This window comes from Bacillus sp. FSL M8-0277 (assembly GCF_037975305.1).
In the GTDB taxonomy this organism is placed as follows: domain Bacteria; phylum Bacillota; class Bacilli; order Bacillales; family Bacillaceae; genus Bacillus; species Bacillus pumilus.
The window spans coordinates 3,447,611-3,472,674 of sequence record NZ_CP150255.1; the positions used below are offsets into that span (position 1 = coordinate 3,447,611).

General features: G+C 40.2%; 32 protein-coding genes. 13 read left to right on the plus strand and 19 right to left on the minus strand.

Annotated elements, in window-relative coordinates; translation table 11 throughout:
* Positions 1 to 34 precede the first annotated feature (34 nt).
* Positions 35 to 880 (plus strand): AraC family transcriptional regulator, encoded by an 846-nt coding sequence (locus MKZ05_RS17510; protein ID WP_003214606.1) that lies wholly within the window; start codon positions 35 to 37, stop codon positions 878 to 880.
* Positions 881 to 915: 35 nt separating this feature from the next.
* Here the strand turns inward: MKZ05_RS17510 and MKZ05_RS17515 are convergent, their stop codons facing one another.
* Both MKZ05_RS17515 and MKZ05_RS17520 read right to left on the minus strand, forming a co-directional pair.
* A complete protein-coding gene (locus MKZ05_RS17515) occupies positions 916 to 1,173 on the minus strand; it encodes a hypothetical protein (protein ID WP_003215318.1) in 258 nt (85 codons plus the stop codon).
* 27 nt (positions 1,174 to 1,200) lie between these two features.
* Positions 1,201 to 1,584, minus strand: coding sequence for a GtrA family protein (locus tag MKZ05_RS17520; protein ID WP_034620336.1), 384 nt, complete (start codon positions 1,582 to 1,584; stop codon positions 1,201 to 1,203).
* Between the two features lie 455 nt (positions 1,585 to 2,039).
* On the opposite strand from MKZ05_RS17520, the gene MKZ05_RS17525 reads away from it, so the two are divergent.
* The 3 genes from MKZ05_RS17525 to MKZ05_RS17535 all read left to right on the plus strand — a co-directional run bounded on the left by MKZ05_RS17525 (position 2,040) and on the right by MKZ05_RS17535 (position 3,829).
* On the plus strand, positions 2,040 to 2,180 hold the full coding sequence (locus MKZ05_RS17525; RefSeq protein WP_003215413.1) for an anti-repressor SinI family protein: 141 nt from the start codon (positions 2,040 to 2,042) through the stop codon (positions 2,178 to 2,180).
* A 298-nt stretch (positions 2,181 to 2,478) separates the two neighbouring features.
* Complete coding sequence (locus MKZ05_RS17530) at positions 2,479 to 3,168, plus strand: class I SAM-dependent methyltransferase (RefSeq protein WP_137054212.1); 690 nt, start codon at positions 2,479 to 2,481, stop codon at positions 3,166 to 3,168.
* Positions 3,161 to 3,829, plus strand: a complete 669-nt coding sequence (locus MKZ05_RS17535; protein ID WP_106029470.1) for a glycosyltransferase family protein — start codon at positions 3,161 to 3,163, stop codon at positions 3,827 to 3,829. Before MKZ05_RS17530 ends, MKZ05_RS17535 begins: the two co-directional genes overlap by 8 nt.
* Before the next feature lie 251 nt (positions 3,830 to 4,080).
* Here the strand turns inward: MKZ05_RS17535 and MKZ05_RS17540 are convergent, their stop codons facing one another.
* The 3 genes from MKZ05_RS17540 to MKZ05_RS17550 form a co-directional block, all read right to left on the minus strand.
* Entirely contained in the window at positions 4,081 to 4,329 is a 249-nt protein-coding gene (locus MKZ05_RS17540) for a hypothetical protein (protein ID WP_268508514.1), read from the minus strand.
* Positions 4,319 to 5,446, minus strand: a complete 1,128-nt coding sequence (locus MKZ05_RS17545; RefSeq protein WP_310425308.1) for a Rap family tetratricopeptide repeat protein — start codon at positions 5,444 to 5,446, stop codon at positions 4,319 to 4,321. Before MKZ05_RS17545 ends, MKZ05_RS17540 begins: the two co-directional genes overlap by 11 nt.
* Positions 5,447 to 5,777: 331 nt before the next feature.
* On the minus strand, positions 5,778 to 5,948 hold the full coding sequence (locus MKZ05_RS17550) for a hypothetical protein (RefSeq protein WP_161792787.1): 171 nt from the start codon (positions 5,946 to 5,948) through the stop codon (positions 5,778 to 5,780).
* Positions 5,949 to 6,552: 604 nt separating this feature from the next.
* Between MKZ05_RS17550 and MKZ05_RS17555 the strand changes: the two genes are divergently transcribed.
* On the plus strand, positions 6,553 to 7,131 hold the full coding sequence (locus MKZ05_RS17555) for a hypothetical protein (RefSeq protein ID WP_003217212.1): 579 nt from the start codon (positions 6,553 to 6,555) through the stop codon (positions 7,129 to 7,131).
* Between the two features lie 466 nt (positions 7,132 to 7,597).
* On the opposite strand, the gene MKZ05_RS17560 is transcribed toward MKZ05_RS17555, so the two are convergent.
* Entirely contained in the window at positions 7,598 to 7,975 is a 378-nt protein-coding gene (locus tag MKZ05_RS17560) for a hypothetical protein (protein WP_212045691.1), read from the minus strand.
* Positions 7,976 to 8,152: 177 nt separating this feature from the next.
* Positions 8,153 to 8,980 (minus strand): SEC-C metal-binding domain-containing protein, encoded by an 828-nt coding sequence (locus MKZ05_RS17565; protein WP_339160707.1) that lies wholly within the window; start codon positions 8,978 to 8,980, stop codon positions 8,153 to 8,155.
* A gap of 331 nt (positions 8,981 to 9,311) precedes the next feature.
* On the opposite strand from MKZ05_RS17565, the gene MKZ05_RS17570 reads away from it, so the two are divergent.
* A complete protein-coding gene (locus tag MKZ05_RS17570) occupies positions 9,312 to 9,626 on the plus strand; it encodes a DUF485 domain-containing protein (RefSeq protein ID WP_050944519.1) in 315 nt (104 codons plus the stop codon).
* Positions 9,623 to 11,164 carry a cation acetate symporter gene (locus tag MKZ05_RS17575; protein WP_003214799.1) on the plus strand — a complete coding sequence of 514 codons (1,542 nt, stop codon included), beginning with the start codon at positions 9,623 to 9,625 and terminating at the stop codon, positions 11,162 to 11,164. The genes MKZ05_RS17570 and MKZ05_RS17575 overlap by 4 nt, the downstream gene beginning before the upstream one ends.
* Positions 11,165 to 11,215: 51 nt before the next feature.
* Here the strand turns inward: MKZ05_RS17575 and MKZ05_RS17580 are convergent, their stop codons facing one another.
* Positions 11,216 to 11,359, minus strand: a complete 144-nt coding sequence (locus tag MKZ05_RS17580; RefSeq protein WP_003215361.1) for a hypothetical protein — start codon at positions 11,357 to 11,359, stop codon at positions 11,216 to 11,218.
* Between the two features lie 151 nt (positions 11,360 to 11,510).
* Between MKZ05_RS17580 and MKZ05_RS17585 the strand changes: the two genes are divergently transcribed.
* The gene (locus tag MKZ05_RS17585; RefSeq protein ID WP_339160711.1) at positions 11,511 to 11,849 is read left to right on the plus strand and encodes a DUF4288 domain-containing protein; all 339 of its coding nucleotides are present in this window, start codon (positions 11,511 to 11,513) and stop codon (positions 11,847 to 11,849) included.
* Positions 11,850 to 11,879: 30 nt separating this feature from the next.
* On the opposite strand, the gene MKZ05_RS17590 is transcribed toward MKZ05_RS17585, so the two are convergent.
* The 4 genes from MKZ05_RS17590 to MKZ05_RS17605 all read right to left on the minus strand — a co-directional run bounded on the left by MKZ05_RS17590 (position 11,880) and on the right by MKZ05_RS17605 (position 14,773).
* On the minus strand, positions 11,880 to 12,254 hold the full coding sequence (locus MKZ05_RS17590) for a nuclear transport factor 2 family protein (protein ID WP_003215339.1): 375 nt from the start codon (positions 12,252 to 12,254) through the stop codon (positions 11,880 to 11,882).
* A gap of 134 nt (positions 12,255 to 12,388) precedes the next feature.
* Positions 12,389 to 13,057: a thiamine phosphate synthase gene (gene thiE / locus MKZ05_RS17595; RefSeq protein ID WP_003214635.1), complete on the minus strand. Its 669-nt coding sequence runs from the start codon at positions 13,055 to 13,057 to the stop codon at positions 12,389 to 12,391.
* The gene (gene thiM, locus MKZ05_RS17600; RefSeq protein ID WP_327839469.1) at positions 13,044 to 13,868 is read right to left on the minus strand and encodes a hydroxyethylthiazole kinase; all 825 of its coding nucleotides are present in this window, start codon (positions 13,866 to 13,868) and stop codon (positions 13,044 to 13,046) included. The genes thiE and thiM overlap by 14 nt, the downstream gene beginning before the upstream one ends.
* Before the next feature lie 17 nt (positions 13,869 to 13,885).
* Positions 13,886 to 14,773 carry a LysR family transcriptional regulator gene (locus MKZ05_RS17605; protein WP_003214744.1) on the minus strand — a complete coding sequence of 296 codons (888 nt, stop codon included), beginning with the start codon at positions 14,771 to 14,773 and terminating at the stop codon, positions 13,886 to 13,888.
* A gap of 165 nt (positions 14,774 to 14,938) precedes the next feature.
* Between MKZ05_RS17605 and MKZ05_RS17610 the strand changes: the two genes are divergently transcribed.
* Together MKZ05_RS17610 and MKZ05_RS17615 are read left to right on the plus strand one after the other, a co-directional pair.
* Positions 14,939 to 15,322, plus strand: coding sequence for a CidA/LrgA family holin-like protein (locus MKZ05_RS17610; RefSeq protein WP_003215226.1), 384 nt, complete (start codon positions 14,939 to 14,941; stop codon positions 15,320 to 15,322).
* Positions 15,316 to 15,996 carry a CidB/LrgB family autolysis modulator gene (locus MKZ05_RS17615; RefSeq protein ID WP_050944523.1) on the plus strand — a complete coding sequence of 227 codons (681 nt, stop codon included), beginning with the start codon at positions 15,316 to 15,318 and terminating at the stop codon, positions 15,994 to 15,996. The genes MKZ05_RS17610 and MKZ05_RS17615 overlap by 7 nt, the downstream gene beginning before the upstream one ends.
* Positions 15,997 to 16,033: 37 nt before the next feature.
* Here the strand turns inward: MKZ05_RS17615 and MKZ05_RS17620 are convergent, their stop codons facing one another.
* Entirely contained in the window at positions 16,034 to 17,215 is a 1,182-nt protein-coding gene (locus MKZ05_RS17620; protein WP_327839468.1) for a class I SAM-dependent rRNA methyltransferase, read from the minus strand.
* Positions 17,216 to 17,333: 118 nt separating this feature from the next.
* On the opposite strand from MKZ05_RS17620, the gene MKZ05_RS17625 reads away from it, so the two are divergent.
* On the plus strand, positions 17,334 to 17,717 hold the full coding sequence (locus tag MKZ05_RS17625) for a VOC family protein (protein ID WP_003214664.1): 384 nt from the start codon (positions 17,334 to 17,336) through the stop codon (positions 17,715 to 17,717).
* Between the two features lie 83 nt (positions 17,718 to 17,800).
* Here MKZ05_RS17625 and MKZ05_RS17630 read toward each other — a convergent pair whose 3' ends face one another.
* From MKZ05_RS17630 to MKZ05_RS17640, 3 genes are all read right to left on the minus strand, one after another.
* Positions 17,801 to 18,529, minus strand: coding sequence for an amino acid ABC transporter ATP-binding protein (locus MKZ05_RS17630; RefSeq protein ID WP_003215369.1), 729 nt, complete (start codon positions 18,527 to 18,529; stop codon positions 17,801 to 17,803).
* Positions 18,526 to 19,170, minus strand: coding sequence for an amino acid ABC transporter permease (locus tag MKZ05_RS17635; RefSeq protein ID WP_003215015.1), 645 nt, complete (start codon positions 19,168 to 19,170; stop codon positions 18,526 to 18,528). The genes MKZ05_RS17630 and MKZ05_RS17635 overlap by 4 nt, the downstream gene beginning before the upstream one ends.
* A gap of 69 nt (positions 19,171 to 19,239) precedes the next feature.
* Entirely contained in the window at positions 19,240 to 20,004 is a 765-nt protein-coding gene (locus MKZ05_RS17640) for a transporter substrate-binding domain-containing protein (protein WP_034620276.1), read from the minus strand.
* A 525-nt stretch (positions 20,005 to 20,529) separates the two neighbouring features.
* On the opposite strand from MKZ05_RS17640, the gene MKZ05_RS17645 reads away from it, so the two are divergent.
* A complete protein-coding gene (locus tag MKZ05_RS17645) occupies positions 20,530 to 21,615 on the plus strand; it encodes a Rap family tetratricopeptide repeat protein (RefSeq protein ID WP_137054205.1) in 1,086 nt (361 codons plus the stop codon).
* 19 nt (positions 21,616 to 21,634) lie between these two features.
* Positions 21,635 to 21,775: a hypothetical protein gene (locus tag MKZ05_RS17650; protein WP_169901775.1), complete on the plus strand. Its 141-nt coding sequence runs from the start codon at positions 21,635 to 21,637 to the stop codon at positions 21,773 to 21,775.
* A 48-nt stretch (positions 21,776 to 21,823) separates the two neighbouring features.
* Here MKZ05_RS17650 and MKZ05_RS17655 read toward each other — a convergent pair whose 3' ends face one another.
* From MKZ05_RS17655 to MKZ05_RS17665, 3 genes are all read right to left on the minus strand, one after another.
* Entirely contained in the window at positions 21,824 to 22,456 is a 633-nt protein-coding gene (locus MKZ05_RS17655) for a GTP pyrophosphokinase family protein (RefSeq protein WP_050944526.1), read from the minus strand.
* Positions 22,457 to 22,550: 94 nt separating this feature from the next.
* Complete coding sequence (locus tag MKZ05_RS17660; protein ID WP_003214920.1) at positions 22,551 to 23,564, minus strand: ABC transporter permease; 1,014 nt, start codon at positions 23,562 to 23,564, stop codon at positions 22,551 to 22,553.
* Complete coding sequence (locus MKZ05_RS17665; protein WP_339160718.1) at positions 23,561 to 25,057, minus strand: sugar ABC transporter ATP-binding protein; 1,497 nt, start codon at positions 25,055 to 25,057, stop codon at positions 23,561 to 23,563. The genes MKZ05_RS17660 and MKZ05_RS17665 overlap by 4 nt, the downstream gene beginning before the upstream one ends.
* Positions 25,058 to 25,064 lie beyond the last annotated feature (7 nt).

The following is a 25,064-nucleotide window of genomic DNA, read 5'->3' on the forward strand; positions in this document are numbered from 1 at the left end:
AGGTTGTTTTTTGCTGTGAAGGAGGGTTTCCAATTTGAAGAAAGAAGCATTTGCATTTCGTTTTCACCATTCTGATGTGACATTGCCAGCACAAATCTGGTCTGTTGGCTGGGAAGTTCAATCTTCTTCGTTATATAGCTGGAATGGCGTGGAGCGGAAGGATCAGGGCAAGTGCATCTTTCAGCTCACACTGTCTGGACATGGCATGATTGAAATCGGAGAGAAACGTTTCAAAGTATTGCCGGGTCAGGCCTTTCTCGTGAAAAGCCCAAGTGCCTACCAATATTATTTTCCAGAAGACAGTGAGCATTGGGAATTTCTTTATTTAACGCTTTACGGGGAAGCCTGCGATCTTTGCTTTGACCAATTTATTGACCAAGGAAAGCAGGTCATGCGTTTTCATCCGAATTCCAGACCTATCCGCCTGCTCAAGACCATTTATGATGAAGCCAGTGAAAGACGGATTACCAATCCATTTGAGGGGTCTAGCCTTGCTTATCAATTTGTCATGGAACTGTATTCATATTTGCCAAAGCTTGAGGGACAAATGGAGAAATGGCCCGAGCCTATCGTTCAAGCGGCATTGTTTGCCAGCCATCATTTTCACGAGGAAATTGGCCCGGACGATATGGCAGCTGCGGCACGTTTATCCAAAAGTCATTTTACGAGGGAATTCAAAAAGGCCACTGGCTTCACACCTATTCACTATCTAACCAATATTCGGTTAGAAAAGGCGGAAACGTTACTGAAAACAACAAAATACTCGATTGAAGAAATCGCCATACAGTGCGGCTACAGAAATGCGAATTACTTGAATAAAGTCTTTCGAAAGAAAATCGGCATGTCTCCAAAGCAACTGCGGGAAACAAGCGATGCATAATAAAAAGCAGCCGCTTTCACAATTGGCTGCTTCTTTTACGCTTTCGTCAGGTCAACATGAATTCTCCCTTGTCTTAAAACAATGGTCATTTGCGTGTCAGGTGTCATTAAGTTTTCCAAAATGTCCGTTGCTGTTTGAAGCGCAATGTCCATTCGGTTGATCTTTTCCTTTTCTTGTTCCGAAAACGCTTCTGGATGTGCGGTCATTTCTTTGACTAGCCTCAGCACTTGTTCATGCTGCTTTTCTGTTTGCTGATATATGACATCATATAATTCGTCTGGCCTGCTGCTCATTTCATATCACCTATCTTTTTTCATGTGTTAAATCGCATCTTCTTTTGTTTTCTTGAAGACGAACCATTTACTGGCGACATAATTCACGACCACAATCACAAAGTTGACAAGAATTTTTGCGACAGTTTCATTGAGCGCCATTTGGGTCACAAATAAAATCATCAGCCCTAGATCTACACCTAGAGACATGAGACGAACACTAAAAAATGAAGAAAGCTCACGCATAAGGCTTTTCGTATCACGGGCTTTTTGCTTGAAGACATACTTCTTATTGGTGATATAAGCAAAGAGAACAGCAAATACCCATGAAACAACTGTAGCTGTTTTATAATCCATGGAAAACATCTCAACGAATAAGTAGAAGCTGACTATGTTGACGATGGTTGTACACACACCCATCACAAGATACATGACAACTTCTTGATACTTTTGAAAAAGGCTATACATGTCTTTCTTCATTCCTTCTTGGTGGTTTCTGTTTCTTTTAGAATACCATCTTGAGAAGAACTTCCCAAACGAACAATATGTACGTCCTGCACAGATGAAATTTGTTCTACTCGATGGCATATGTCACCTAATTGGTTTATATAAGCCAAATGTTTTAGGTCTTTTTCATTATTTTAATTTATAATCTTTTAACTGACTTTACAATTGTTTATTATTAGAAGTAAGAAATCAATATTTATGGGTTTTTTAGTCATTTTTTTAGGAACGTGGTAGGTGATAGATTTTACAAAATAGGTTAAATGTCATCATTTTTCGACAAAATCTATTTTGCGCTGTTTTCATCCACACGTACAGTTACTAGACGGTTTGTTCAAGTCATTGGTTGCAGATGAATATGTCTTATTGAACTGGAGGATATTATGGATACGCAAGTGAAAAGAAGAGTTGACGAAGAGTGGGTTTATTTGATTCAGGAAGCGAAAAAAATTGGACTAGCCATCGAAGAAATACAAGCTTTTTTAACATCCAACGGTGATCAGAAGATGATAAACAAACCGTAAATCAACGCCGTTATCCTTTGTCTTTCAGACTGCTTTGGCTAAAAGTTCTGACTTGTCAATTGACCTTTTAAAAATCCTTTCATGACGATACGCTACAGTAGAACACCCCTTCATACCAATCCCTTTCACTCATGGGGTTCTGTCTTTCTATATTAGGAGGACAGTCCGTTTCCCGTTCTTTATATGATCCCTTTTTAGCCGCCATTCATAAAAATTGTTCTTCTCTCGTTATAAAACCAAGCTCCCCACCCATATATTAAGCATGAAAACAATGAGAAAGCAGAAAGGTGGGTAGAGCGTGAGTTCAGATTCCCTTTCCTATTATCACCAAAAAAAGGATCAGTATTATCATGGCGTGAACCCGGTCATTGTCAGCCGTATTCGTGAGGAATGGACGTCTTTATTGGATATCGGATGCGGCACAGGCAAGCTTGGAAAAGTCCTGAAACAAAAGGGCCGGACCATTTATGGAATTGAATCGTTTGAGAATGCAGCAAAAGAGGCTGAGCAAGAGCTAGATCATGTGTTATGCGGAAATATTGAACAGATGACGCTCCCTTACGAACAGGAACAATTTGACTGCATTATATTCGGAGATGTCCTTGAACATTTATTGGACCCGTGGGCCGTTTTAAAGAAGGTCAAACCTTTCCTTAAAAAAGAAGGAGCCATCCTGTCATCCATTCCAAATATCGGTCACATATCAACCGTTTTAGAATTATTAGCCGGCAGATTCACTTATACAGATGCAGGATTAATGGATCAAACTCATTTACGTTTCTTCACTCTTCATGAAATTCATGCACTGTTTCATTCAGCAGGCTTTCGTATTCGCGAACTCGAAACCATTCGCGTACAGCATCCTTCCTACGCGAGCGTGATGAATGATTTACATGAATTACTCATGAAGCATGGCATTCGTTCAGATTTTCATGAGGCCGCTACCGCCTATCAGTATGTGGTTGAGGCGGTTCAGCTTCATGAGTAACCCCACCATCCTGTTTGTTTTATGTGTAAATGATGAGTCTATGTTTCAGGCTTGCTTTCGGCAGCTCGCTTCACTTCCTGCTCCCCATGGATATCATGTGGAGGTTTTGCCGATTAGACATGCATCCAGTATGACCTCTGCTTATAATGAAGCCATCACTCATCCAGCTCAGTTTAAAATTTATCTTCATCAAGACACCTTGATTGTCAAACAGCATATGCTGCTTGAGTTGATCCCGCTTTTTTTACAGCATCCATCACTTGGGATGATTGGGGTCATAGGTGCAGAAAGCGTGCCTGACAATGGGATCTGGTGGGAAAGTTCTGATTGCAGGGGGAAAGTCATTGAATATCGTCACGACACCTATCAGTTGCTTTCGTTTGAAAGTGGTCGTCAACAGGCAGAAACGCAAGATTATATGAACGCTTCGGCGATTGATGGTCTTTTCATGGCGACGCAATATGATGTGAAGTGGCGTGAGGACCTCTTTGATGGCTTTCATTTTTATGATGTTTCGCAATCCTTTGAATTCATGCAACAGGGCTATGAGGTTGGCATTGCGAAACAAGAAGAGCCTTGGTGCATCCACAAATGCGGAGATCATTTTGATGCGGAAGCATATGAAAAAGCGAGACAAACATTTCTTGCAAATTATCGATAGAAAGCACCCTTTTCGGGTGTCCAGAATGTAGAGAAACTCATGTTTTTCTACATTCTTTTTTATTTTCCACATCATGATGTTAGGTGAGAATGGGTCTTTTGGTGCTTTTGAGATCTTGTGCAGCTTTCAAGAAAAGGTCACGGAGCACATGCTTTCGGATCTGATTTGTAGAACCGATAACCTTTCCGAGAAAATAAAGCTGTCGAGATTTTCTCGACAGCCTGACAGACCCTAAAGGTCTGTTTGATTCATCAAGTAGATAATCTAGAATCACGTGTTCCAAAACGAACATCAGGATTTTCACTAGAACGGGTTCCATTCCTCACAGCAAAATCCTCAGTAGTAACGCTACTGCCTGTAGCATTCCTTACAGTCAGATCAGTGGATTCTGGAGAAGTAGCATTTCTTGAATTCACATCAAAATCGACAGATGATAATGAGATCATACCTAGCAATGCTGAAGCACTCAAAAAACCAGTAAGAACCGTTTTAAAATTCATATGAACAGTCGCCCCTTTGGATTTGTTTTCGGGCGTACATCACTTTTTCATACATTTTTACAGATTCATCCATACGCCCATTCTCATTATAGTACCGAGCCGCTTCGAGCGCTAGGTCTTCCATGTATGGATAACCCCTCTCATTCTCTAATTTTTCCAACGAGCTCAAGACTTCACTTAGGTTTGCTGTTTTTAAAAATAAAAATTCCAATACCATCAGTAACGATAAAAATAGTTCATTTTTTCTATTCTTCGCTTCTTCCAAGCCTCTTTTGAAAAATCTTTCACCCTCAATAAATTCCTTTTGACTCAAATGAAATAACGATAATTCATAAAAAACCAAAAGCAACTCTGTAGCATTAATAGGCTCTCCTTCTAGAATAACCTGATTAAAATAAGCTAGTGCCCTATTAAAATCACCTAATCCTTTATAACAACACCCAATATTAAATAATGATTTCACAATCATTGGCTTATTAGAAATTGCCTTAGATTTTTCTAAAGCTGACAATAAATGAGGAAGCGCCTTTTCTCTGCATTCAAAATCAATGAAATTACCTGCCATAACAGTTAGACAATTAATTTCTCGAATCATATAAAGGGAATTGCTCTTATGCGCCTTATAAGTATCATAAGAAAGACCAACGTAATACATAGACACATGTGTCTGTTTCATGTGATAAAACACTTCAGATAATTTGTAATAAAATTCCGCTCTTTCTAACTCATCCCCTACTTGCTCCAGGCGCTTTTCCGAGCGCTTATAGAACACAATAGCTCTAATAAACTCACCATTTTTGAATTCATACATGCCTTGAAAAAAATTAAAATAGTATTCAAGAATGGCTGACATCTTTTTTCCTTGTCCTTCTACAGCTTTCAAGTAATCCGATTTTTCAAGTGGTTCTTTAGAAGGCTGCACATAGTCTGTCATCAATTGATGACGAAACTCCATCAACTGAAAATAAAGAACCGCCTGTTCATCTTCTTCCATGACATCTATATCTTTTCTAACCTCTTCCCTTAGCATCTGGGCCTCTTTAACATTGAATCTTTTTATATGCTTATACCATTCATTTATCTTGATCGCTACAACTGGAGACGGTATAGACGCCATCTACAATCCCCCCCTAGAAAACCAATTTTTAATAAATGTTAGCACAAGAATTCCTAATAAAACCCTATTTATCCATTCGTATGTAAAATTTTCGGCATGACGCAAACACTTTTTAAGCAAGTAGGACACAAGACATATCGGTTTTTAGATGCTATCACAGCAGTTAACGCATTTAAATCCCATATAAGCGTTCTTGAAGCATCACACTATGAAAAACCCGAGCATAAATAAAGATGCTTAGAAACAAATATGAACGCTCTTGGTGGTGTTTTTAAAATAGGTGCCATGTTTTTTAAGAAACAAAAAAACAGGCTCTTTAGCCTGTTCTTTATTATCCAGTGATGACCATATTGATGAATGGGACACTCAGTAAAAAGTAAACAACGGCAAAAACAACTTTATAACCCATCTCTTTTTCTTTATTATTCTTACGTTTTTTCATATAAACAGCAAAATAAGAAGCACCAATTAACATCATCAATACTGGTATTACAGTCATCATAAATTATCCTCCCTAATAAAAGAACCTATATTGCGGTCACCGCAACCCAAAAAGAAACTTTCCATCACATTACCAATTATCAAGAAATAAATGGTAGCATGGAAATATATCAAAGAAAGTGAGTGATTCTTATAAATCCATGTCTCCTATGCTTCTTTATGCAACCATTTTTTTGACTCTCTTATGATCCCCCAAAATAGGAACCTGTACAGAATTACAAGCAAGAAAAAAGTATAAACAAACTCAAAGGGAGAGAATGGTTCATAATCAATTATGTATGCATTAATAAACACTATTACCAAAGAAAACAATTCCATCAAAGAATCTATAAATCTGTTTTCTTTGAACACGTCCCTTGTCTTTTTGAAATTAAAGATGTCTTTAATTTCCCCACTAGAAAGTCCTTTGATTAAAGCTAAACCTATCAAGTACACACCAAAAGACATCTCAAAGGAAAAACTCAACATCTGTGTGATTACACAATAAATCAAAGTGAATAAGAATAAATACATTTTATTACTCTCCTTAACCTCTAAGTATTCCACCCCAATAGAAGGAAATATCATGTATGCGTTACCCCAAAAAACAAATAGGAGTGGTACGTATGTTTAAAAAATTTCTAGTAGTGTTATGTGTGCTTACTATTACATTTGGTTTCTCTTCTCCAATGATTAGTCATGCCAGTCAAGGTAATAATGAGACCCCTCCAGTCAGTGTAGATAAAAAACAATTGGAATTAGCTGAGAAACTATCTAATTACTTCGAATTAGATAAGGATGGAAATATTCATTTTACAGCTGATAAAGAAACCCTTATGGAAATGGGAATTTCAGAACACGACAGTCTACTAATGACTTCAATGAAATCAGAAGAATTTAGCTTTGAAGAGAATGAGAAAAAAGGTGACATGCAGACTTTAGGTTTTGTAGGTTTACACCTCAAATTAGGACCGAAAGTTAGAAGCATGAATGCCATAGTAGCAGGTGGATTTGCAGCCGGATATATCGGTTGGTACACAAGTCGAATTGCTGCTGCCGGACCATGGGGTGCTGGAGCAGCTGCGGCTATTACTGCTGGAACTTCTGGTGCTGTTGCATGGGCAGTTAAAAACAAATATAAGAAAGTTGATGTAGGCGTAAATATTATGTTTGTTGATTTAGCATATACTGTAAAAATACCTTAAAAATAACTGTTAAGCAACAATAAATAAAAAAAGCAGGCTCCAGTAAGAGCCTGCTTACTCTTAATATAAGACTTCAACACAAAATTTTTGAAATTCCTGAAAATATTTTGGTTCTGCATTAATTAGTGGTAAGCGTATAGAAAGTGTTGCAGCGTGCAGACGATCGGTAAGCCCTCACATTCTTCTCCTAGTAAAACAACCCTTTTTACATAAAAAAGAAGCCATTAACGGCTTCTTATGTTGATTTTCACTTTTCCACTATTTTATATCCGAAATCTATAAGGCACAGTTGAAAACCTCTCTGGAATGAATTTTTATCATCTTTATCTAACATACCATCCTTGTATGTTTCAATAAAGATTATAGCGCGCGACTATTCCATTTCGGGTATGCCGGCGTGTACCGGTACTAATTTATATTCCATAATACGATTTTCTCCTTGATCCTCGACTTCAAAATACCCTTTTTATAAAGCTATTTCAATTACGGCCACATCTTCACCATTGGATTTTGTTATGAAAGAAACCTCTTCTTCTGGAATTCCCACATTTATTAAAAATGACTGAAAAGCGTGGCTGCCTTCCCCGTTATAATTACTGGCTAAACCTTGGTCAATAAATAATTTATAGGCAACAGTCTCCACATACGTATAATATCTCACTTTTTGACCATTTCTAAAATGCGTAATACGTGTGACCTTTCCTAATGTCGGTAACAATGCTAAAGCAAAGTCTAAAGTCGATTGGCTACTCTGTTCCTGAATAATGATTGTTGCTTCTTCTCTTTGAAATGGTGGTTTAAATTCTGTATGCTGCTCTAAATATTGTTCTTTAATAGTTGCCATGTCTAAATCCTCCTTTAAGTTTCATGTTAAAATAACGAATTTCAGTTTTTGGTTGTGTGGAGAGAATGCGAACAAAACAGCTGCTCTGGAAGATCCAAAATGAGCTAAAACACGAATGAAAAAGTGTGGCCATATATACAAGAAACACGATTTCACGAATATTGTCTTTTGTCTCGTTTAAATCAGATTAAATCCTTTTAAAGTATATAAGTTTGCCTGTTCAAGTGACTGATTAAAAATGACTGGACTATCATAATGATTATACTGCGCTTCTTTTTTTCCGGTCCGATCGAAGAAAATCTTAAACCAGTAATATATCGGATAGGGTCTTTGTTTAATTGTACTTCCGTCTGGCAAACGTAAATGTACATATTCATAAATCTCTGCTAGTTCATCATCAACAGTAGGAGTTATTGCAGCGTGTTCTACAGAATGAGGTATATACTCGCATACCTGAACACGAGTAGCTTGATTGATTCTATGATGAGTTGAACCATAAGAATGGCAAACTAGCGGACGAGAATCGTAAACTGAACATAATTTTGTTTCTGGATCAAGTAGTGGACAAGGAAAGCTATTCAGTCTAACTGTCATGTGCTTCTTCATTTGTTCAGCAAGTATTGTGCCATCGTCTTTCGGTTTATATATCTCTAAATTTCTCCAGGTGTCAGGTCTTTCATTTTTAATTGTTTCACACTGATCCAAAGCAGTATCATATATTTTTTCTACTCGATCTTTGCTCCAAGTCTTCAACTCATGCATAATAAATTCAAACTCAATTTCAGTTATAGAAAAATCCTCATAGTAGCAGTTATAACACCCCTCTTGACATTGAGGAATATTACCTGTTGATTTTTGATAATCTTCTATTTTTCGTTCGTACTTTTTTTGTGTTTCGTTAAGCCGTGCAGCCCTTGATTCAGGATGAATGTCCTTATGATACTTTTTATATTTCTTACCGCTACCACAGAAACACGGGTCATTTCTTGAGATTGCCTTAACCATTTGCCTTTCCCCCTCTAACAACAGGATCAACCCATTAATTTCCTAAACAATTTATCATAGATTACTAAGCCAGTACGAAGCAAAAAATACCGTCTTGCGCCTGCAAGACGGTCAGTAACCTTTCCATATGTCACTCTTCCAAGGCCGATATTTCATATAATAGAATGCTTGCCCCTTCTCGACTTAACACAATACCTCAAGATAAAGTCATGTTTTAATCAGGCTCATCACCCTTTTCGGGTGCCTTTTTTATGATATACTGTCATAAACAGCCAGATCGTCTCATATGCATTGGAGTACCTTGTCCCTAATTCGTACAAAGGAGGAAACAATGGCAGACAAAAAAGTTCATTATAAGAAGGTTGCCGCTTCAGAGGATTTTCGAAAACTTCTCGAGGAAAAACGCAGATTTATCGTACCGATGACGATTTTCTTTTTTCTCTTTTACTTTTCACTTCCGGTTGCTACATCCTACTTCACCTTTTTGAACACGCCGGTAATTGGCGCGATCTCATGGGCGTGGTTATTCGCCCTCACACAATTTGTGATGACCTGGGTATTATGTGGACTTTATGCGAGGAAAGCAGCTCAGTTCGACAAATATGTAAGCGCTTTAAAAATTGAATCAAGAGGTGATGACGAATGAGCATGACCGCTTTTATTTTATTCATAGCGATCGTAGGGCTCACGTTGGTCATCACGTATTTTGCTGCGAAAAAAACGAGCAATGCGAGCGATTTTTACACAGCAGGTGGAGGTCTGACTGGATTTCAAAACGGACTTGCCATCGCTGGGGACTATATGTCTGCCGCATCATTTTTAGGAATCGCTGGAATGATCGCGTTAAATGGATTTGATGGCTTTTTCTATAGCATTGGCTTTCTAGTGGCGTATCTTGTCGTACTTTACGTTGTAGCCGAACCGCTTCGAAATCTAGGGAAATATACGATGGCCGATATGATTGCTGCACGATTTAAGCGTCCTGCCATTCGAGGAGTTGCTGCGTTTAACACAATCACAGTCTCTACTTTTTATATGATTGCACAGCTTGTTGGGGCAGGTGCATTAATCAAGCTGCTTCTTGGCATTGATTACTGGATTGCGGTACTGATCGTCGGTGTCTTGATGACCATTTATGTCGTGTTTGGTGGCATGATCGCAACCAGCTGGGTACAGATTACAAAGGCTGTACTTCTCATGCTTGGGACACTGATTATTTCACTGCTTGTATTTGCAAAGTTTGATTTTAGCCTGCTGAAGATGTTTGAGGAGATGAAAACAGCGACCCCGCTCGGTGGGGCATTTCTTCACCCGGGAAATAAATATGATGTGCCTTTAGAGACCCTGTCTTTGAACCTTGCTCTAGTGCTTGGGACAGCAGGTTTGCCGCACATTTTGATCCGGTTTTATACGGTGAAGGATGCCATTTCTGCGCGTAAATCTGTTCTATCCGCTACGTGGATCATCGGTATTTTTTATCTAATGACAGTTTTCCTTGGCTTCGGTGCTGCTGCCTTTGTTGGAACAGAAGCGATCACAGCAGCAGATGCAGCCGGAAATATGGCCGCTCCCCTGCTCGCCCAAGCCCTTGGAGGAGATTTGTTATTTGCCTTTGTTTCCGCTATTGCCTTTGCGACCATTTTGGCAGTGGTAACTGGTCTCGTCCTATCCGCCGCGTCTGCCTTTGCGCATGACTTTTATAGTCAGATCATCCGCAAAGGGAAAGCGAGTGAACGGGAACAGGTAAAAGCGGCACGCTTTGCTTCCATCGGCGTGGCCATTCTTTCTATCATTCTCGCATTATTTGCCCAATCGTTAAACGTTGCTTTCCTGGTGTCACTTGCCTTCGCAGTGGCAGCAAGTGCAAATTTACCATTGATTATCTTCACTGTTTTTTGGAAACGATTTAATTCTACGGGTGCCATTGCAGGGAGCTTAGTAGGACTTTTGAGCGCACTGATTATCGTCTCGCTCAGCCCAAGCGTCTGGGACCCATCGGGAGCAGCCATCTTTACAGGAGACCCACTCATCCCGCTGTCGAACCCTGGAATTATCTCGATCCCGCTTGGATTCCTTGCCGCTTACTTAGGCACGATCTTCTCCTCTGAAAAAGCAGATGAAGACACCTTTACGGAAATACAAGTAAAGGCACATACAGGGATGCATATGGATACTGATTCATAAGGAAGAGCCGGCTGATGAGCCGGCTTTTTGTGTTCTTCTCAAAAACAAGTTTCAGTAAGGTATAAATTGACCTTTTAACTTATTTTTATACTTCTCTAATCTGGCAAACCTTCTACGTGTGATCAAAGAGCAGCATGTGACGAGGATCAACAAAATTTCATGCTCTTCTCCTCTATTATCAATCACACTTTTCATCCCTATCACCTCCTTTTTATGTGTGTTCAAACATCCTCCTACACAACATCATTCATATGTTATCATTTTATACACATACTGGAAATCATTTCACATGTTGAGAAACTCTCATTTGAACAAAAAAAGCTGCAAGAAAGAAGTGACATTACTTATGCGTCAAATATATTCTGCCAAGTTATTATTCGAATCCATCTCATCACCAAGCAGTATGCCCGATAAAATATTTGAAGAACGAATCATTTTGGTGCGAGCAAAAAACCATTGTAAAGTAAAGGATATCATCCAAAAAAGCTTTCCAGAAGAAACCTTTGAGAATGCTGCAGGCGGACAAACGACCATAAAATTAGCATCCATATTAGATGTCTTTGAGCTTGTAGATGACTTAGATCAAGAACCACTGCATTTAAGTGAGGTGTACAGCCGCCACCTTATTTTTGATAAAGAAACATCAGCGAAAGAAGCCATCGAGGCTTATTCTTTAGACAAATAAAAGAAGCCGGCTGATGAGCCGGCTTTTTATTTAATAGCGTTGAAATAACTCTGGATTTTTCGGAACGTTTTCTAAATAAACGATTTTTCCTTTGTCGTCCAGTTGTGCAATATCAATTCCTTCTGCTGTATAAACACGGCCATCCGAAAGTTTTCCACAAACGGCCCAGTTGGTTTCATACTTTCCGTCTTCTCTTTTTTTCCACCCATCCCACATATGCTTGATGTCTTCATGCACGTGGAAAAATGTGTTTAAAAACTGTGTAAACGCTTGGATCCCAGGCTTCTCTGCACCATTTAAGACAATCATGACATCGTCAGAAAACAATGCGAGCAATTCATCCATTTGCTCCTGCCCTTTTCCAGCTTCATCGTAGCGGCGAAAATACGTATCGAGCACTTCCATTGTTCATTCTCCTTTATTTACCTGTCATTTCGACAATAATCGAACAATTTGATTGTACACAATTGTTTCTCACCTGTCTATTTTCCCCGAAATCAGAAAAGACATGAATTGAGTCAATCCATGTCTCCTCCAGATTAAAGAGATACTTTTTCTGATGCAACAAGTGCTTTCAATTCTTCTGCTGCTTTTTTAGGATCAGCGCTCTGGCTAATGGCGCTGATGATGCTAATACCATCTGCCCCTGCTTGTATGACTGGCGCTGCATTGCCATATGTGATACCCCCGATGCCAACAATCGGAATATGAAGACCATGATGACGCACTTCAGTGATCAATGATACTCCTTGGACACTGCGTGTATCCTTTTTCGTTTCTGTTGGATAAACTGGGCCCATGCCGACATAATCTGCGCCGTCCTTCATGGCTTGTTTCACTTCATCTAGGTTATGCGTAGACACACCTAATATTTTATTCCCGATTTTTTGTCTGACGTCTTCTGCATTTGTATCTTCCTGGCCAACATGTACGCCATCTGCATCAAGATCTATCGCTAGCTGCACATCATCATTTACAATAAAAGGAACATTCGCTTCTTGGCAAAGTACTTGAAGTTGGCGAGCCAATTGTTTTTTCTCTTCTCCTTGCAAGGCCCCCTCGCCCTTTTCTCGAAATTGAAACATGGTGATTCCGCCTTGAATCGCCTCTTTCAAAACATCAAGCGGTTGCCGGCTTGTATTCGCTGTTCCCATAATAAAATAAACCGATAATTGCTGTTTGATTTGCTGTTGATCAGTCTTTGTCATGTGAAACTCCCCCTATTTTCCCTATCGACAACACATCATCGCCAGTTGTGTGTGTGAGTGCATTGAGCAATTCCATTTGAAACGTACCTGGCCCTTTATTCTGGGTGTACTGAGCTGCCTTTTCAGCTGCGACACCATAAAACAATAGAGCAGCTACCGACGCGTGAAGCGGCCTTTCACCTACTGCACAAAATGCCCCGATGACAGACGTCAGTAAACAGCCGGTTCCCGTCACCTTGGTGAGCCATTCATGTCCATTATGAATAGACAACACGTCCTCTCCATTTGAAACTACATCGACTTCCCCTGTGATCACCACAACGGTCTGAAGTGTCCTCGCCGCTTGTTTGACTAATGCCGATACATCTCCGTTCGCTGCTTTCGCATCCACGCCTTTTGACTCCCAGCCATCCACTTCAAGTAAATGAGCAATTTCTGCAGCGTTCCCTCTGACAACGGTCATGTTCACTTGCTCTAACAGCTGTTTTGCCGCTTTCATTCGAAACGCCGTCGCACCAACGCCGACAGGATCTAATAGAACAGGTATCCCCTTTTTATTGGCAGATTGTCCAGCCAGAATCATGGCCTCCACCGTCTCCTTTGTCAGTGTGCCAATGTTCAGCACAAGCGCATCGGCTAATTGCGCCATTTCAGCCACTTCTTCTTTGGCATTTGCCATGACCGGCGAAGCGCCTAAAGCAAGCAGACCATTCGCTGTAAAGTTCGTCACGACTTGATTGGTGATATTATGAACAAGTGGATTTTCCGCTCGAACCTTTTCCAATAAATGAGATGCGATGCTTGTTTTCATCCGTATCGTCCTCCCTTTTACTCTGCTCCCCATACATAGGATTTCGTATGCTTTAACCATTCTCTTGCCGCAAACGACAAATAGCGATCCTTTCGCCAAATGACTCCTAAATGCCATGGGATCGACGTATTTAAGGAAATGACTTTCACCTTTTCAGGATCAAGATCACGGCAGATCCGCTCAGGCAGAAGGCCAATTCCCAAGTTCTCGGCTACCATCTCACTAATGAAATCCCATTGAGACGTTTCATAAATGACATTGGGCCGGAAGCCCGCATTCATACATTCATTCAATATCCGGCTATGCAGAACAAAGTCTTCTCGAAAGAAAATAAAGGACTCTTCCTTTAAATCAGCTAAATCAACCTTATCTCGACCTGCCATCGGATGTGATGGATGCGTCACGAGCTTCATGTCCTCTTTAATAATGGTGTACGTATGAAAAATTTTATCATTTGCAGGCAGAACAATGACACCAATATCTAACGAACCATCTTCGACCCCTTCCTCTACTTTAATAGAGCCGTGCTCAACAAGTTGAAATGTGACATCAGGATACTGCTGACGAAATTCTCCCATGACATTCGGGAAAAAACTCGATCCAATCATCGGCGGCAGCCCGATGCGAATATGCCCTTTTTTGACATTCATTAGATCATTTAGCTCGCTCGTTAAATTTTGAAATGATTGTGTGATTTCACTCGCCTGGGTATACATCGTTTGTCCAGCATCTGTCATTTCAACCTGCCGGCCATTCCGATAAAACAACTGCACCCCCAGCTCATCCTCGAGATTTTTGACCATCTTGGAAATGGTAGGCTGCGACACATAAAGAGATTGTGATGCTTTTGTGAAGCTTTTTAACCTCGCCACTTCTAAGAAATATGTTAAATGTCTAATGTCCACATGACTCACCCTTCCTATAGACAAAAGGAATACTAATTATTCGATATATGTATTTTACCTATAACTGAACGTGCTGTACACTTTAAAGTAAGCTAATCAATTGGAACATTGTCATGTTTTTGTGAAACAGTGAACAATTTATATAGAAAAAGGAGTGAACAGAAAGTGAAATTGCTCAAAACGCCGCTGATTGCTGTCCTTCAGATTATGGCTTTGTTTGTTTTTGCGAAATTGATGAATGTGCTCGCGGCCTTTTTGCATTTAAGAATACCGGGTACGATTTTAGGCATTCTGGTCATTTTCTTATTACTTCATTTTAAAATCATTCAATTAAAATGGATTGAACTTGGTGCCGTATGGCTGCTCGGAGAACTGCTGCTATTCTTTATCCCATCAGCCGTTGGTGTCATTGATTATGGAACATTGATTTCTCAATCTGGTACAAGTATTGTCCTTGTCGTCTTACTGAGTACCTTTGTCGTCATGCTCTCGACTGGTATCATGACGCAAATGATTGCGAAAAGAAAGGAGCGGAAAAAGCTATGTTAGTTGGCGCACTATTTCTGATCTTAACGGTTCTTTTATATCTCGGATCAAAAGCGGTGTATAAACGGCATCCGAAGGTCTATGTCTCACCATTACTTGTGACACCGCTTGTCCTTGTCGTCTTTCTGTTAATCGTCAACATTCCTTACGATGCATACAATCAAGGCGGGAAATGGCTCACGAATATGCTTCAGCCTGCGACTGTTGCTTTTGCCATTCCTTTATATAAGTATTTTCACATTCTGAAGAAGCATGCAGTGGAAATTATTTTGAATGTGGCTTGCGGTTCTGTCATTGCGATTCTATCTACGGCATTTATCGCGAAGTTGTTTCATTTGGATACAGGCCTTATTGAAAGTCTTGTTCCAAGGTCGGTCACAACACCAGTGGCGATGAGTGTGTCAGAAATGATTGGCGGGATGCCGTCCGTTACGGCAGTATTCGTCATTTTAACCGCACTGTTTGGGTCAATCATCGGTCCAATGATCATTCGTTATTTCCGTATTGATAATGACATTGCCATGGGCGTCCTGCTTGGTACTGGTGCACACGGGGCAGGAACATCGAAGGCATTTGAAATGAGCTCCGTCTCAGGGACGATCTCAAGTGTGTCGATGATTCTTTCAGCCATAATTACATTATGTGCAGCACCTCTCCTCATGTCGTTTGCCTTATAAAAAAAGCCATTTCCTTTATCAGAAAATGGCTTTTTTCTTATGCTTGTATGAAGACAACCTTTAAATAATTTCCTTCTGGATAATTCTTCGTCGTACGGAAATCCTCAGGAAGTGTATATTCTTCAAGGATACGATAGGTTTGTCCTGATTCTTTAAAGGCCTGCGCAATAAATCCTTTGAATTTCTTCATACCAAATGCACTGCTATTCGTTGATGCCACAATGACGCCGTTCTCAGCTGTGATTTGGATAGCTTCTTTTAATAGCTTCTTATAATCCTTCGCCGCACTGAATGTGTGCTTTTTCGTGCGTGCAAAGGATGGCGGATCTAAGATGACAAGATCATAGGTCCATCCTTTTTTCGCAGCAAACGGAAAGTACTTAAAGACGTCCATGACTTTAATATCCTGCCCGTCCACATCTATATCGTTGACTTCAAACTGTTCAGATGTTTTTTTCAAACTGCGGTTTGCGACATCTACACTTGTCGTCCGGCTCGCTCCGCCAAGCGCTGCTGCCACGGAGAAAGCACCTGTGTAAGAAAATGTATTGAGCACGGTCTTTCCTTTTGCATAGCGATCTCGAATTGCTTTTCTCACATGACGTTGATCAAGAAAAATGCCTGTCATCGCACCATCATTTAAGTAAACCGCTACGTTCATGCCATTTTCTTTCACGATGAGAGGAAATTGACCTTTCTCCCCTTTTACAAAATCATCATCTTCTATATACTGTCCCGACGTATCAAATCGTTTCTTTTCATAAATGCCTTTATAGTCTGGATATACATGCTCAAGTGCAGCCAATACTTCCGCCTTGAATGTATAAACTCCTTCGCTATACCACTGGATGAGATAGAAGCCGTCATAATGATCAATCGTGAGCCCACCAATGCCATCTCCCTCTCCGTTGAACACACGAAAAGCAGTCGTCAGTGCATCATGAAATAAATGCGTTCTGCTTTTTGCTGCCTGCTCAAGCTTGGAGACAAAAAAGGCATGGTCTATTTTTTCGTTGGCATCAAAGGTGAGTACCCAGCCGATCCCTTTATTTTGCACACCATAATATCCTTTTCCTAAAAAGGTGCCTCGCTCATCCACCCATTCAATCAGCTCGCCTTCTTTCATACCGTTTACATGCGATACAGCATCTTTAGAAATGAGCGGGTATCCCTTTTTCACTTGTTCTGCAAATGTTTGTTTTAATGAGATTTTTTTCATTCGTGTCATCCTTATCCTAAATTGACTCTCTCTATCCTATCATATGAATGTATACGTTACTTCTATTATGATAAGATGAGGAGAAAAATATCAACACACCATAGAGGAGGCTCTTTTTTTGACGACATTACGATTAGATCATACAGGTATTATGGTTTCAAATATTGATACGTCCATTGATTTTTATGAAAAAGTCGTGGGCATGAAATTAAAGGATCGCATCACTCATACAAACGGAATCATTGAGCTTGCATTTCTCGGCTTTAAAGATGAGGCAGAAACGGAAATTGAGCTCATCCAAGGGTACAGCAGCGATCTGCCATCTGAAGGAAAGGTTCACCATCTTGCCTTTACAACTGACAATATTCATGCTGAATTCAATCGTATTCAAAAGCTGCAAATCGAATTAATTGATGAAGAAATTACGACGCTACCAAATGGATACTGCTACTTCTTTTTCAGAGGGCCAGACCAAGAATGGATCGAATTCTTCCAGCGCTAATATTTCCTAGGAAATGGGGCCGGTTCCCTTTATGCTCCATAAAAGAAAAAGAGTAAGAGCATCCATATGCCCTTACTCTTTTTTTATAACACCTTACTAAGAAATGATTTTGTACGCTCATGCTGCGGATTTCCAAAGAGAGCCTCCGGTTTGTCTTCCTCGACAATATATCCGCCATCCATAAAGATCACGCGGTCTCCTACCTCTCTCGCAAAGCCCATTTCATGTGTGACCACAATCATTGTCATGCCTTCGACGGCTAATTGTTTCATAACTGCTAATACATCCCCGACGACTTCAGGGTCAAGAGCAGATGTCGGTTCATCGAATAATAACACTTTCGGGTCCATTGCCAAGGCTCTTGCGATGGCGACACGCTGTTTTTGTCCACCAGATAATTGGTTAGGGTAGCTTTTGGCTTTGTCTTTTAAGCCGACCTTTTCAAGCAGGTCCATCGCTTTATCGACTGCCGCCTTCTTGTCGGTACCTTTTACCTTCATCGGTGCGATCGTGATGTTTTCTAAAACGGTTTTATGAGGAAATAAATTAAAGTGCTGAAACACCATCCCCACTTCTTGTCGTACTTTATTGATATTCACCTTTGGATCTGTAATCGTATGTCCGTGGACAACGACTTCACCAGCCGTAATATCTTCTAATTTATTGAGACATCTTAGAAACGTGCTTTTGCCTGATCCAGAAGGACCAATCACACACACTACTTCCTTTTCTTCGATGACTGCATTAATATCCTTTAACACTTCGTGATCGCCAAAGGATTTCTTTAAATTCTTCACCGTAATCATACTCATTTGATATCAAATCTCCTTTCTGCGTAGCTAGCCAGTAGAGAAAGTAAATAAATGATCACGAAATAAATGATACCGACAATGAGCCAGACATTCAAAGGATCAAATGTTGCCGATGCCTGTACTTGTCCCCGCTGCATAATATCGGCAATTCCGATAATTGATAAGAGAGACGTGTCCTTCAAGCTGATGATGGCTTGGTTTGTAATTGCTGGAAGCATGCGGCGAAATGCCTGTGGAAGGACGATAAAGCGCATGTTTTGTCCCCCTGTAAAACCTAAGGAACGCGCAGCTTCTGTTTGTCCTTTATCAATGGACTGAATCCCAGCACGAATAATTTCTGAGAAATAAGCTCCTGCATTAATCGCTACTGTAATAATCCCTGCCGGCACTCGATCAAGCGATATGAATTCAAGTGTATTCAAACCAAAGTAAATAAAGAATAGCTGTACGATAAATGGTGTGCCTCGGATGGCATTGACAAAGACAAGTGCGATGAAATTTAAGATTTTAAAAGGTGACAGACGGAATAATGCCACTATTAAACCGATGATAAATCCTAAAATGATGGCAACAACAAAGATATATAAAGTGGTTTGCAAACCATCCATTAAATACGGAAATGCATTAATAATCGTGTCCATGTTTCTCCCTCCCTAATTCACATACGACGCATCATAAAGAAAGCGCGCTCGGAGCGCGCCTCGCTTGTATTATGACTTCAAATATTTATCAATAATTTTGTCATATTCACCATTTTTCTTTAGGTTCTCTAGACCTTTATTAATCTTTTTCAATAGGTCTTGGTTTTTCCCCTTCATCACAGAGATACCATACTGGTCTCCATTCAATCGGTCTCCAACTGTTTTCAATTTTAAATCTTGCTGTGCAATTGCATACGTAATGACAGGATAATCCTCAATTAAGGCATCTGCATTTCCGTTTGAAACTTCTTGGAACATCGATGGGCTGTCATTAAATTGAACCACTTCATACCCATATTTATCTGCGTTATCTGATGCAAATTTTGCACCCGTCGTCCCATTTTTAACAGCTAGCTTTTTCCCCTTTAAATCATCAATTGATTTGATGCTACTGTCCTTTTTCACAACAACTGTCAATCCAGCATCGAAGTACGGATCTGAGAAATCTACCTTCTTCTTACGCTCATCTGTAATGCTCATTCCGCCCATCCCTACATCAAGCTGACCTGCCTGCATTGCCGGGATAATGCCTGAGAAGTCCATCGCTTCAAGTTTCACTTTGAAGTCTTGGTCTTTCGCGATGGCGTTAATCAGATCAACGTCGATTCCTTCAGTTTTACCGCCCTTTTCAAATTCAAATGGCGGATATGTTACATCTATCCCAATTTTATATGTGCCTTTGCCTTCTCCCGAACCGCTGTCCGATTTTGATCCACAGGCTGCCATGACGAGCACAACTATGAGTCCCATGATCAGCAACATCGATTTTTTCATAAAACACGCCCCCTATTGTCAGTTTTATCTAAATATTCGCAATACCAATAATACTATACCACGCTAAAGCTATAGTGTGTGATGTTTTTTATCAATACCAAAGATCCATACAATTCTAGATCAATAGTCTCTTTAAATTTTACTTTTTTGCGAATAACTCATTTTATTCTAAAAGAAGAGCGATTCACAATCATAATGTGAGATAATCTCACAAAAAACGAGATAACACCTTGAAAACCGCCGTTTTTTCTAACATACGAAAACAAACGCTTGAATGACTTTCTCCTCTCTATTGATATCGTAATATATCTTCTCTAAAACCCTCTTTTTACCTAAAAATATGTAAGCGTATACAAAAGGCACACGATCCCTATTTCTTTCACAACTGGTTGAATTTACATCAAAAAACATGTTTTACAAATTGCGAGAGAGCGCTTAAAATATAAGAAGATACTGAATATGGAAAGTGAATTCAGATGAGCGGGAATCGAACGAGATGGATAGATGAAGAAAGGAGGATATAAATTGGCAGAAACAGGTGTTTTGTCGTCCGTTGATGTAGCGAATATGTTAAATGACTGGTATGTCATGATGAAAAAAAGAGAAATACAAGGTGCGATCCAGCTAAAAGAAGAGATTCTTCAAGCGTTTGATCGCATGGAAGAGAATCAAGATGTCCTACTTTACTATCAATTGCTAGAGTACCGTTTTAAGGATCTCATTGAAGATACAGCTTCGCTGGATCACAGTCTTTTTGTTGATGAAAATGCAATCCGTACAGATGACATGCTCAGCTACTATTTCTATTTCTTTAAAGGGATGTATGAAATGCGCAGAGGCAATCAGGATACGGCATTTCACCTTTTAAAATTGGCAGAGGATAAATTAGATCTCGTCCACGATGACATTGAAAAAGCAGAATTTCATTATAAAACAGGGTGTCTTTACTATAATATAAGATCCACGCTCCTCTCCATACACCACTTGAAAATGGCTTCATCTATTTATGACGCAGATCCATGTTATGTGAAAAAATCAATCAGCTGTCAAATGATGCTCGCTTTGAATTATGCTGATCAATCAAAATATGATGAGGCAGAGTCATTATTTGAAGAAGTGATTCATTCACTAGAACAAATGGAAGACCCAGATTTACTTGGTCACGCGTATTGCAATGCAGCTTTTATTAAAAGTCTTAGAAATGAATACAGTGAAGCTGTGCCGCTCCTAGAAAAGGCTTTATTGATCGAGACATTTGAAACGTCTTCTCCAGGCGGCTACTTACTTGCCATGTATGCCTACACAAAAGCACTATTCAAGCTGAAAAAGCCTGGTTTGTTCCACTATTATGTGCAGCTTTCACTTCAAAAAGCAGAAAATTTAAAACAACGAAACATTTCTCTTAAATTATCTATTTTAGAAACACTTATGCTTCAGCAAGACAACATGATAGAGCAAATCAAGTCTTATTGTGATCAATTAGAAACTATGAATTTTCTTGTCGATCTTGAAGCCATCTGTCAGGATGCAGCTGCTTACTTAACAGATATTGGACTTCATGAAGAATCCACTTATTTCTGGAACAAGGCGTTGTCCTTAAAAACTTGTTAAGAATATGGAGTGATGTATGATGAAAAAATGGCTTATCACAACTGCGATTTTGACACTCTTGATAACAGGTGTTTCTATTGGCGCTTCAATCCAAAAAGAGAGCCAATCTGCACAATCTCAAGATATCATTCAAAAGAGAGACCGCGGCACCAATCCTTAAACAAGAAAAAGAGTAGCTGTGAATATCGCAGCTGCTCTTTTTTATACGTTAATCGATTTCTCGTTTAATATTTTGCATTTTTTCATCTAAGTAATGGGCGATATCTGCCGCTTCCTTTAATTCATCGGTTAGCTGATGAGGGACATCGTTTTGCAGTTTATAATAGATTTTATGTTCAAGGCTCGCCCAAAAATCCATCGCTATGGTCCGCACCTGAATCTCAACCTTCACATGCTCCACACGATTCGTTAAGTACACAGGGATTTCCACAATTAAATGCACACTTCTGTAGCCATTTGGTTTTGGATGTTGAATGTAATCCTTCACTTCAAGGATTTTTAGATCCTCTCTTTGCCTCAATACATCCATAATATTATAGATATCTTGAATAAAGGAGCAGATGATACGGACACCTGCGATATCATGAATATACTCCTTGGCACATTGTGTTGTGATGTCGCATCCTTTTCTTGCTAATTTATTTACAATGCTTTCAAAGGATTTGATCCGTGATTTTGTATGCTCTATTGGATTGTGGCCATGGATTAAATTATATTCCTGGCTAATGATTGAAAACTTCGTATCCATTTCATCTAATGCAAATTTATATACTAATAATTCATTTTTCCAGTCTTCCATGACGTTCTTCAAATCTTCTACATGAGTTGCTGACATATTCATTTCTTTTTGTCATCTCCTTTTGGGAAACGGCGGCTGCACCGCTTTCCGTTTACTAGACGGAGACGGGACTCGAAAGGTTTTAAAAAATACGTCGTCAGCCTCGCTGTTTATAATATGTCAACGCCAGCGCAAGGGCGAGTACAGAGCCTTTCACAATATCCATCGCATAATAAGGGACAGACATCATCACAAGTCCATTTTGCAAAATACCGATGAGCACAGCCCCAATAAAAGTACCAAATGCATTTGGTTTTCCTGCTCCCATGACGGAAAAACCGATAAAAGCTGCCGCTACGCCATCCATTAAATATGGTGTGCCCGCATTTATTTCCGCTGTCATTACCCTTGATGCCAGCACAATACCGCCGATTGCTGCAAATAAAGCCGAAAGCAGATATGCCGCGATTTTATATTTATTCACATGAATACCGGACAATCGAGCCGCTTCCTTATTCCCTCCAATGATGTACATATATCGTCCGTGCTTTGTGTAGGTCATGAAAACATGTGCAAATAGCACAATCACTGCCATTAAGAGAATGATATATGGCACCTGTCCGATTTTGCTGAAAAAGGCAGGGATTGTACCCGTTGAGAATGTACCATCAGGCAGCACCATGTTTTCAGAAATGGTCGCCCCTTTCGTATACGTCTGAGCCAGCCCTTGAATAATAAACATCATGGCTAATGTCATGAGCATATCTGGAATTTTCATTTTGACAATCATCAAGGCATTGAGTAAACCAACAATAAGGGCAGCCGCTAGCGCAGAGAGGATCGCAATCAGCGGGTTTTGCGAAAACCACACAAACATAGAAATCACAATTGCATTCGATAACGTTGCGACTGATCCGACCGATAAATCAAAGCCGTTGACTGCCAAGGAGATGGTAAGGCCCACCGCAATAATGGTCACAATGGAGATAGACCGTAAAATATTGATAATATTCCCTGATTGCAAAAACGCTGGATTCGCTGCCGCAAATACCACAATCAATACAGCAATGGTTAAGATCGTGCCATATCGATAAAAGAAATCAAATAGATGAAAGGATGGCCGCTGTTTTTTCGTTTGCTGCACAGGGGCTGGAATTTGTTGTTCACTCATGATTGTCCTCCTGTTGAATGATATAAAAGCTCTTCTTCAGTCGTTGGGGCAGTCATTTCCCGGGCAATGCTGCCATCATACAGCACATAGACTCGGTCTGCGATCCCTGCAATCTCCGACAGCTCACTTGACGCATAAATCACAGATTTCCCGCGGGCGGCAAGCTCTGCAATCAGCGTGAAAATATCTTTTTTCGCTCCAACGTCAACACCTTTAGTTGGTTCATCAAAGAGATAGACATCCGCTTCAGCCAGCAGCCATTTTCCGATGGCAATCTTCTGTTGATTTCCACCGGATAGATGCTTCACCTTTGCTTCAAGAGATGGGGTTTTGACACCTAGTCGTTTGACGATTTCGTTTGCTTTCCGCTTTTCCTTCGAACGATGTAAAAAGCTGAACACGCTTGAGAATGAACGAAGACTTGCGGCCGTTAAGTTCCACCCCACGCTCTCTTCTGTCAGAATCCCTTCCTTTCTCCGTTCTTCTGGCACAAGGGCCATTCCAGCTCTCACGGCTTGATGAGGCGATGTGATGCGAACGGTTTGACCATGAAGCTTCACAGTCCCTGTCGTTTTTTCTGAGGCGCCGAAAAGGGCTTTACACAATTCCGTTTTTCCAGCACCGACAAGGCCCGCAATTCCGAGAATTTCACCCTTTTTCACATGAAGATGAATATTGCGTAATTTATGCTGGTCGTTTAGCTGCTTCACTTCAAGGGCAATAGGTGCATCCTTCAACGGTGTACGGAGCGGGAATTGCTCCTCTAATGGCGCACCTAGCATTTCTTCAATGATCTGCTGCGGATTTGTATTTTGAACAAGATGAGCTGCGACATCGGTTCCATTTCGCATCACTGTCAGTTCATCACAAATGGTGAAAATTTCAGGCATGCGATGAGAGATAAACACAATGCCCGTTCCATTCTGTTTCAGCCGGTCAATCATTGAAAATAATTTGTTTGTTTCTGTATGACTTAGCGGAGCTGTTGGTTCATCTAAAATTAAAATGCTACATTTGATTGAAACGGCTTTGGCGATGAGCACCATCTGTTTTTCCGCAAGGGTCAGATCACTTACAAGGCGTTTTGTGGAGATGTCGATGTCCAGTTCTTTTAATCGTTGAGCTGCCTTACGGTGCAGCTCTTTCCAGTCGACAAATGTTTTTTTCTCAATCTGATGCATCATCATATTCTCACCAACACTTAAGTAGGGAACGAGAGCTGTATCCACTTCTTGATGAACCGTCTGCACACCATATGAGGCCGCATCCTTTGGGGTTTGAATCGATGCCGCCTGACCATTGATTTGGATGCTTCCTTCATAGTGCGAATGAGCGCCAGAAAGAACTTTCATTAACGTGGACTTCCCAGCACCATTCGCTCCAATCAGTGCATGAACTGTCCCTTTTTTTAATGTGAAATTCACTTGATCTAACGCTTTTACTCCTGGGAATTCAATCGAAATATGTTTCATACAAACTAGCGGCGAAGTCATAGATGTC

What these genes read in the sequence shown, in the direction of transcription:
- MKZ05_RS17515 (WP_003215318.1), bottom strand. Translation starts at nt 1,173, where the DNA reads ATGAGCAGCAGGCCAGACGAATTATATGATGTCATATATCAGCAAACA.
- MKZ05_RS17520 (WP_034620336.1), bottom strand. Translation starts at nt 1,584, where the DNA reads ATGTATCTTGTGATGGGTGTGTGTACAACCATCGTCAACATAGTCAGC.
- MKZ05_RS17525 (WP_003215413.1), top strand. Translation starts at nt 2,040, where the DNA reads ATGGATACGCAAGTGAAAAGAAGAGTTGACGAAGAGTGGGTTTATTTG.
- MKZ05_RS17535 (WP_106029470.1), top strand. Translation starts at nt 3,161, where the DNA reads ATGAGTAACCCCACCATCCTGTTTGTTTTATGTGTAAATGATGAGTCT.
- MKZ05_RS17540 (WP_268508514.1), bottom strand. Translation starts at nt 4,329, where the DNA reads ATGAATTTTAAAACGGTTCTTACTGGTTTTTTGAGTGCTTCAGCATTG.
- MKZ05_RS17545 (WP_310425308.1), bottom strand. Translation starts at nt 5,446, where the DNA reads ATGGCGTCTATACCGTCTCCAGTTGTAGCGATCAAGATAAATGAATGG.
- MKZ05_RS17550 (WP_161792787.1), bottom strand. Translation starts at nt 5,948, where the DNA reads ATGATGACTGTAATACCAGTATTGATGATGTTAATTGGTGCTTCTTAT.
- MKZ05_RS17555 (WP_003217212.1), top strand. Translation starts at nt 6,553, where the DNA reads ATGTTTAAAAAATTTCTAGTAGTGTTATGTGTGCTTACTATTACATTT.
- MKZ05_RS17560 (WP_212045691.1), bottom strand. Translation starts at nt 7,975, where the DNA reads ATGGCAACTATTAAAGAACAATATTTAGAGCAGCATACAGAATTTAAA.
- MKZ05_RS17565 (WP_339160707.1), bottom strand. Translation starts at nt 8,980, where the DNA reads ATGGTTAAGGCAATCTCAAGAAATGACCCGTGTTTCTGTGGTAGCGGT.
- MKZ05_RS17570 (WP_050944519.1), top strand. Translation starts at nt 9,312, where the DNA reads ATGGCAGACAAAAAAGTTCATTATAAGAAGGTTGCCGCTTCAGAGGAT.
- MKZ05_RS17575 (WP_003214799.1), top strand. Translation starts at nt 9,623, where the DNA reads ATGAGCATGACCGCTTTTATTTTATTCATAGCGATCGTAGGGCTCACG.
- MKZ05_RS17580 (WP_003215361.1), bottom strand. Translation starts at nt 11,359, where the DNA reads ATGAAAAGTGTGATTGATAATAGAGGAGAAGAGCATGAAATTTTGTTG.
- MKZ05_RS17585 (WP_339160711.1), top strand. Translation starts at nt 11,511, where the DNA reads ATGCGTCAAATATATTCTGCCAAGTTATTATTCGAATCCATCTCATCA.
- MKZ05_RS17590 (WP_003215339.1), bottom strand. Translation starts at nt 12,254, where the DNA reads ATGGAAGTGCTCGATACGTATTTTCGCCGCTACGATGAAGCTGGAAAA.
- thiE (WP_003214635.1), bottom strand. Translation starts at nt 13,057, where the DNA reads ATGACAAAGACTGATCAACAGCAAATCAAACAGCAATTATCGGTTTAT.
- thiM (WP_327839469.1), bottom strand. Translation starts at nt 13,868, where the DNA reads ATGAAAACAAGCATCGCATCTCATTTATTGGAAAAGGTTCGAGCGGAA.
- MKZ05_RS17615 (WP_050944523.1), top strand. Translation starts at nt 15,316, where the DNA reads ATGTTAGTTGGCGCACTATTTCTGATCTTAACGGTTCTTTTATATCTC.
- MKZ05_RS17620 (WP_327839468.1), bottom strand. Translation starts at nt 17,215, where the DNA reads ATGAAAAAAATCTCATTAAAACAAACATTTGCAGAACAAGTGAAAAAG.
- MKZ05_RS17630 (WP_003215369.1), bottom strand. Translation starts at nt 18,529, where the DNA reads ATGAGTATGATTACGGTGAAGAATTTAAAGAAATCCTTTGGCGATCAC.
- MKZ05_RS17635 (WP_003215015.1), bottom strand. Translation starts at nt 19,170, where the DNA reads ATGGACACGATTATTAATGCATTTCCGTATTTAATGGATGGTTTGCAA.
- MKZ05_RS17640 (WP_034620276.1), bottom strand. Translation starts at nt 20,004, where the DNA reads ATGAAAAAATCGATGTTGCTGATCATGGGACTCATAGTTGTGCTCGTC.
- MKZ05_RS17650 (WP_169901775.1), top strand. Translation starts at nt 21,635, where the DNA reads ATGAAAAAATGGCTTATCACAACTGCGATTTTGACACTCTTGATAACA.
- MKZ05_RS17655 (WP_050944526.1), bottom strand. Translation starts at nt 22,456, where the DNA reads ATGAATATGTCAGCAACTCATGTAGAAGATTTGAAGAACGTCATGGAA.
- MKZ05_RS17660 (WP_003214920.1), bottom strand. Translation starts at nt 23,564, where the DNA reads ATGAGTGAACAACAAATTCCAGCCCCTGTGCAGCAAACGAAAAAACAG.
- MKZ05_RS17665 (WP_339160718.1), bottom strand. Translation starts at nt 25,057, where the DNA reads ATGACTTCGCCGCTAGTTTGTATGAAACATATTTCGATTGAATTCCCA.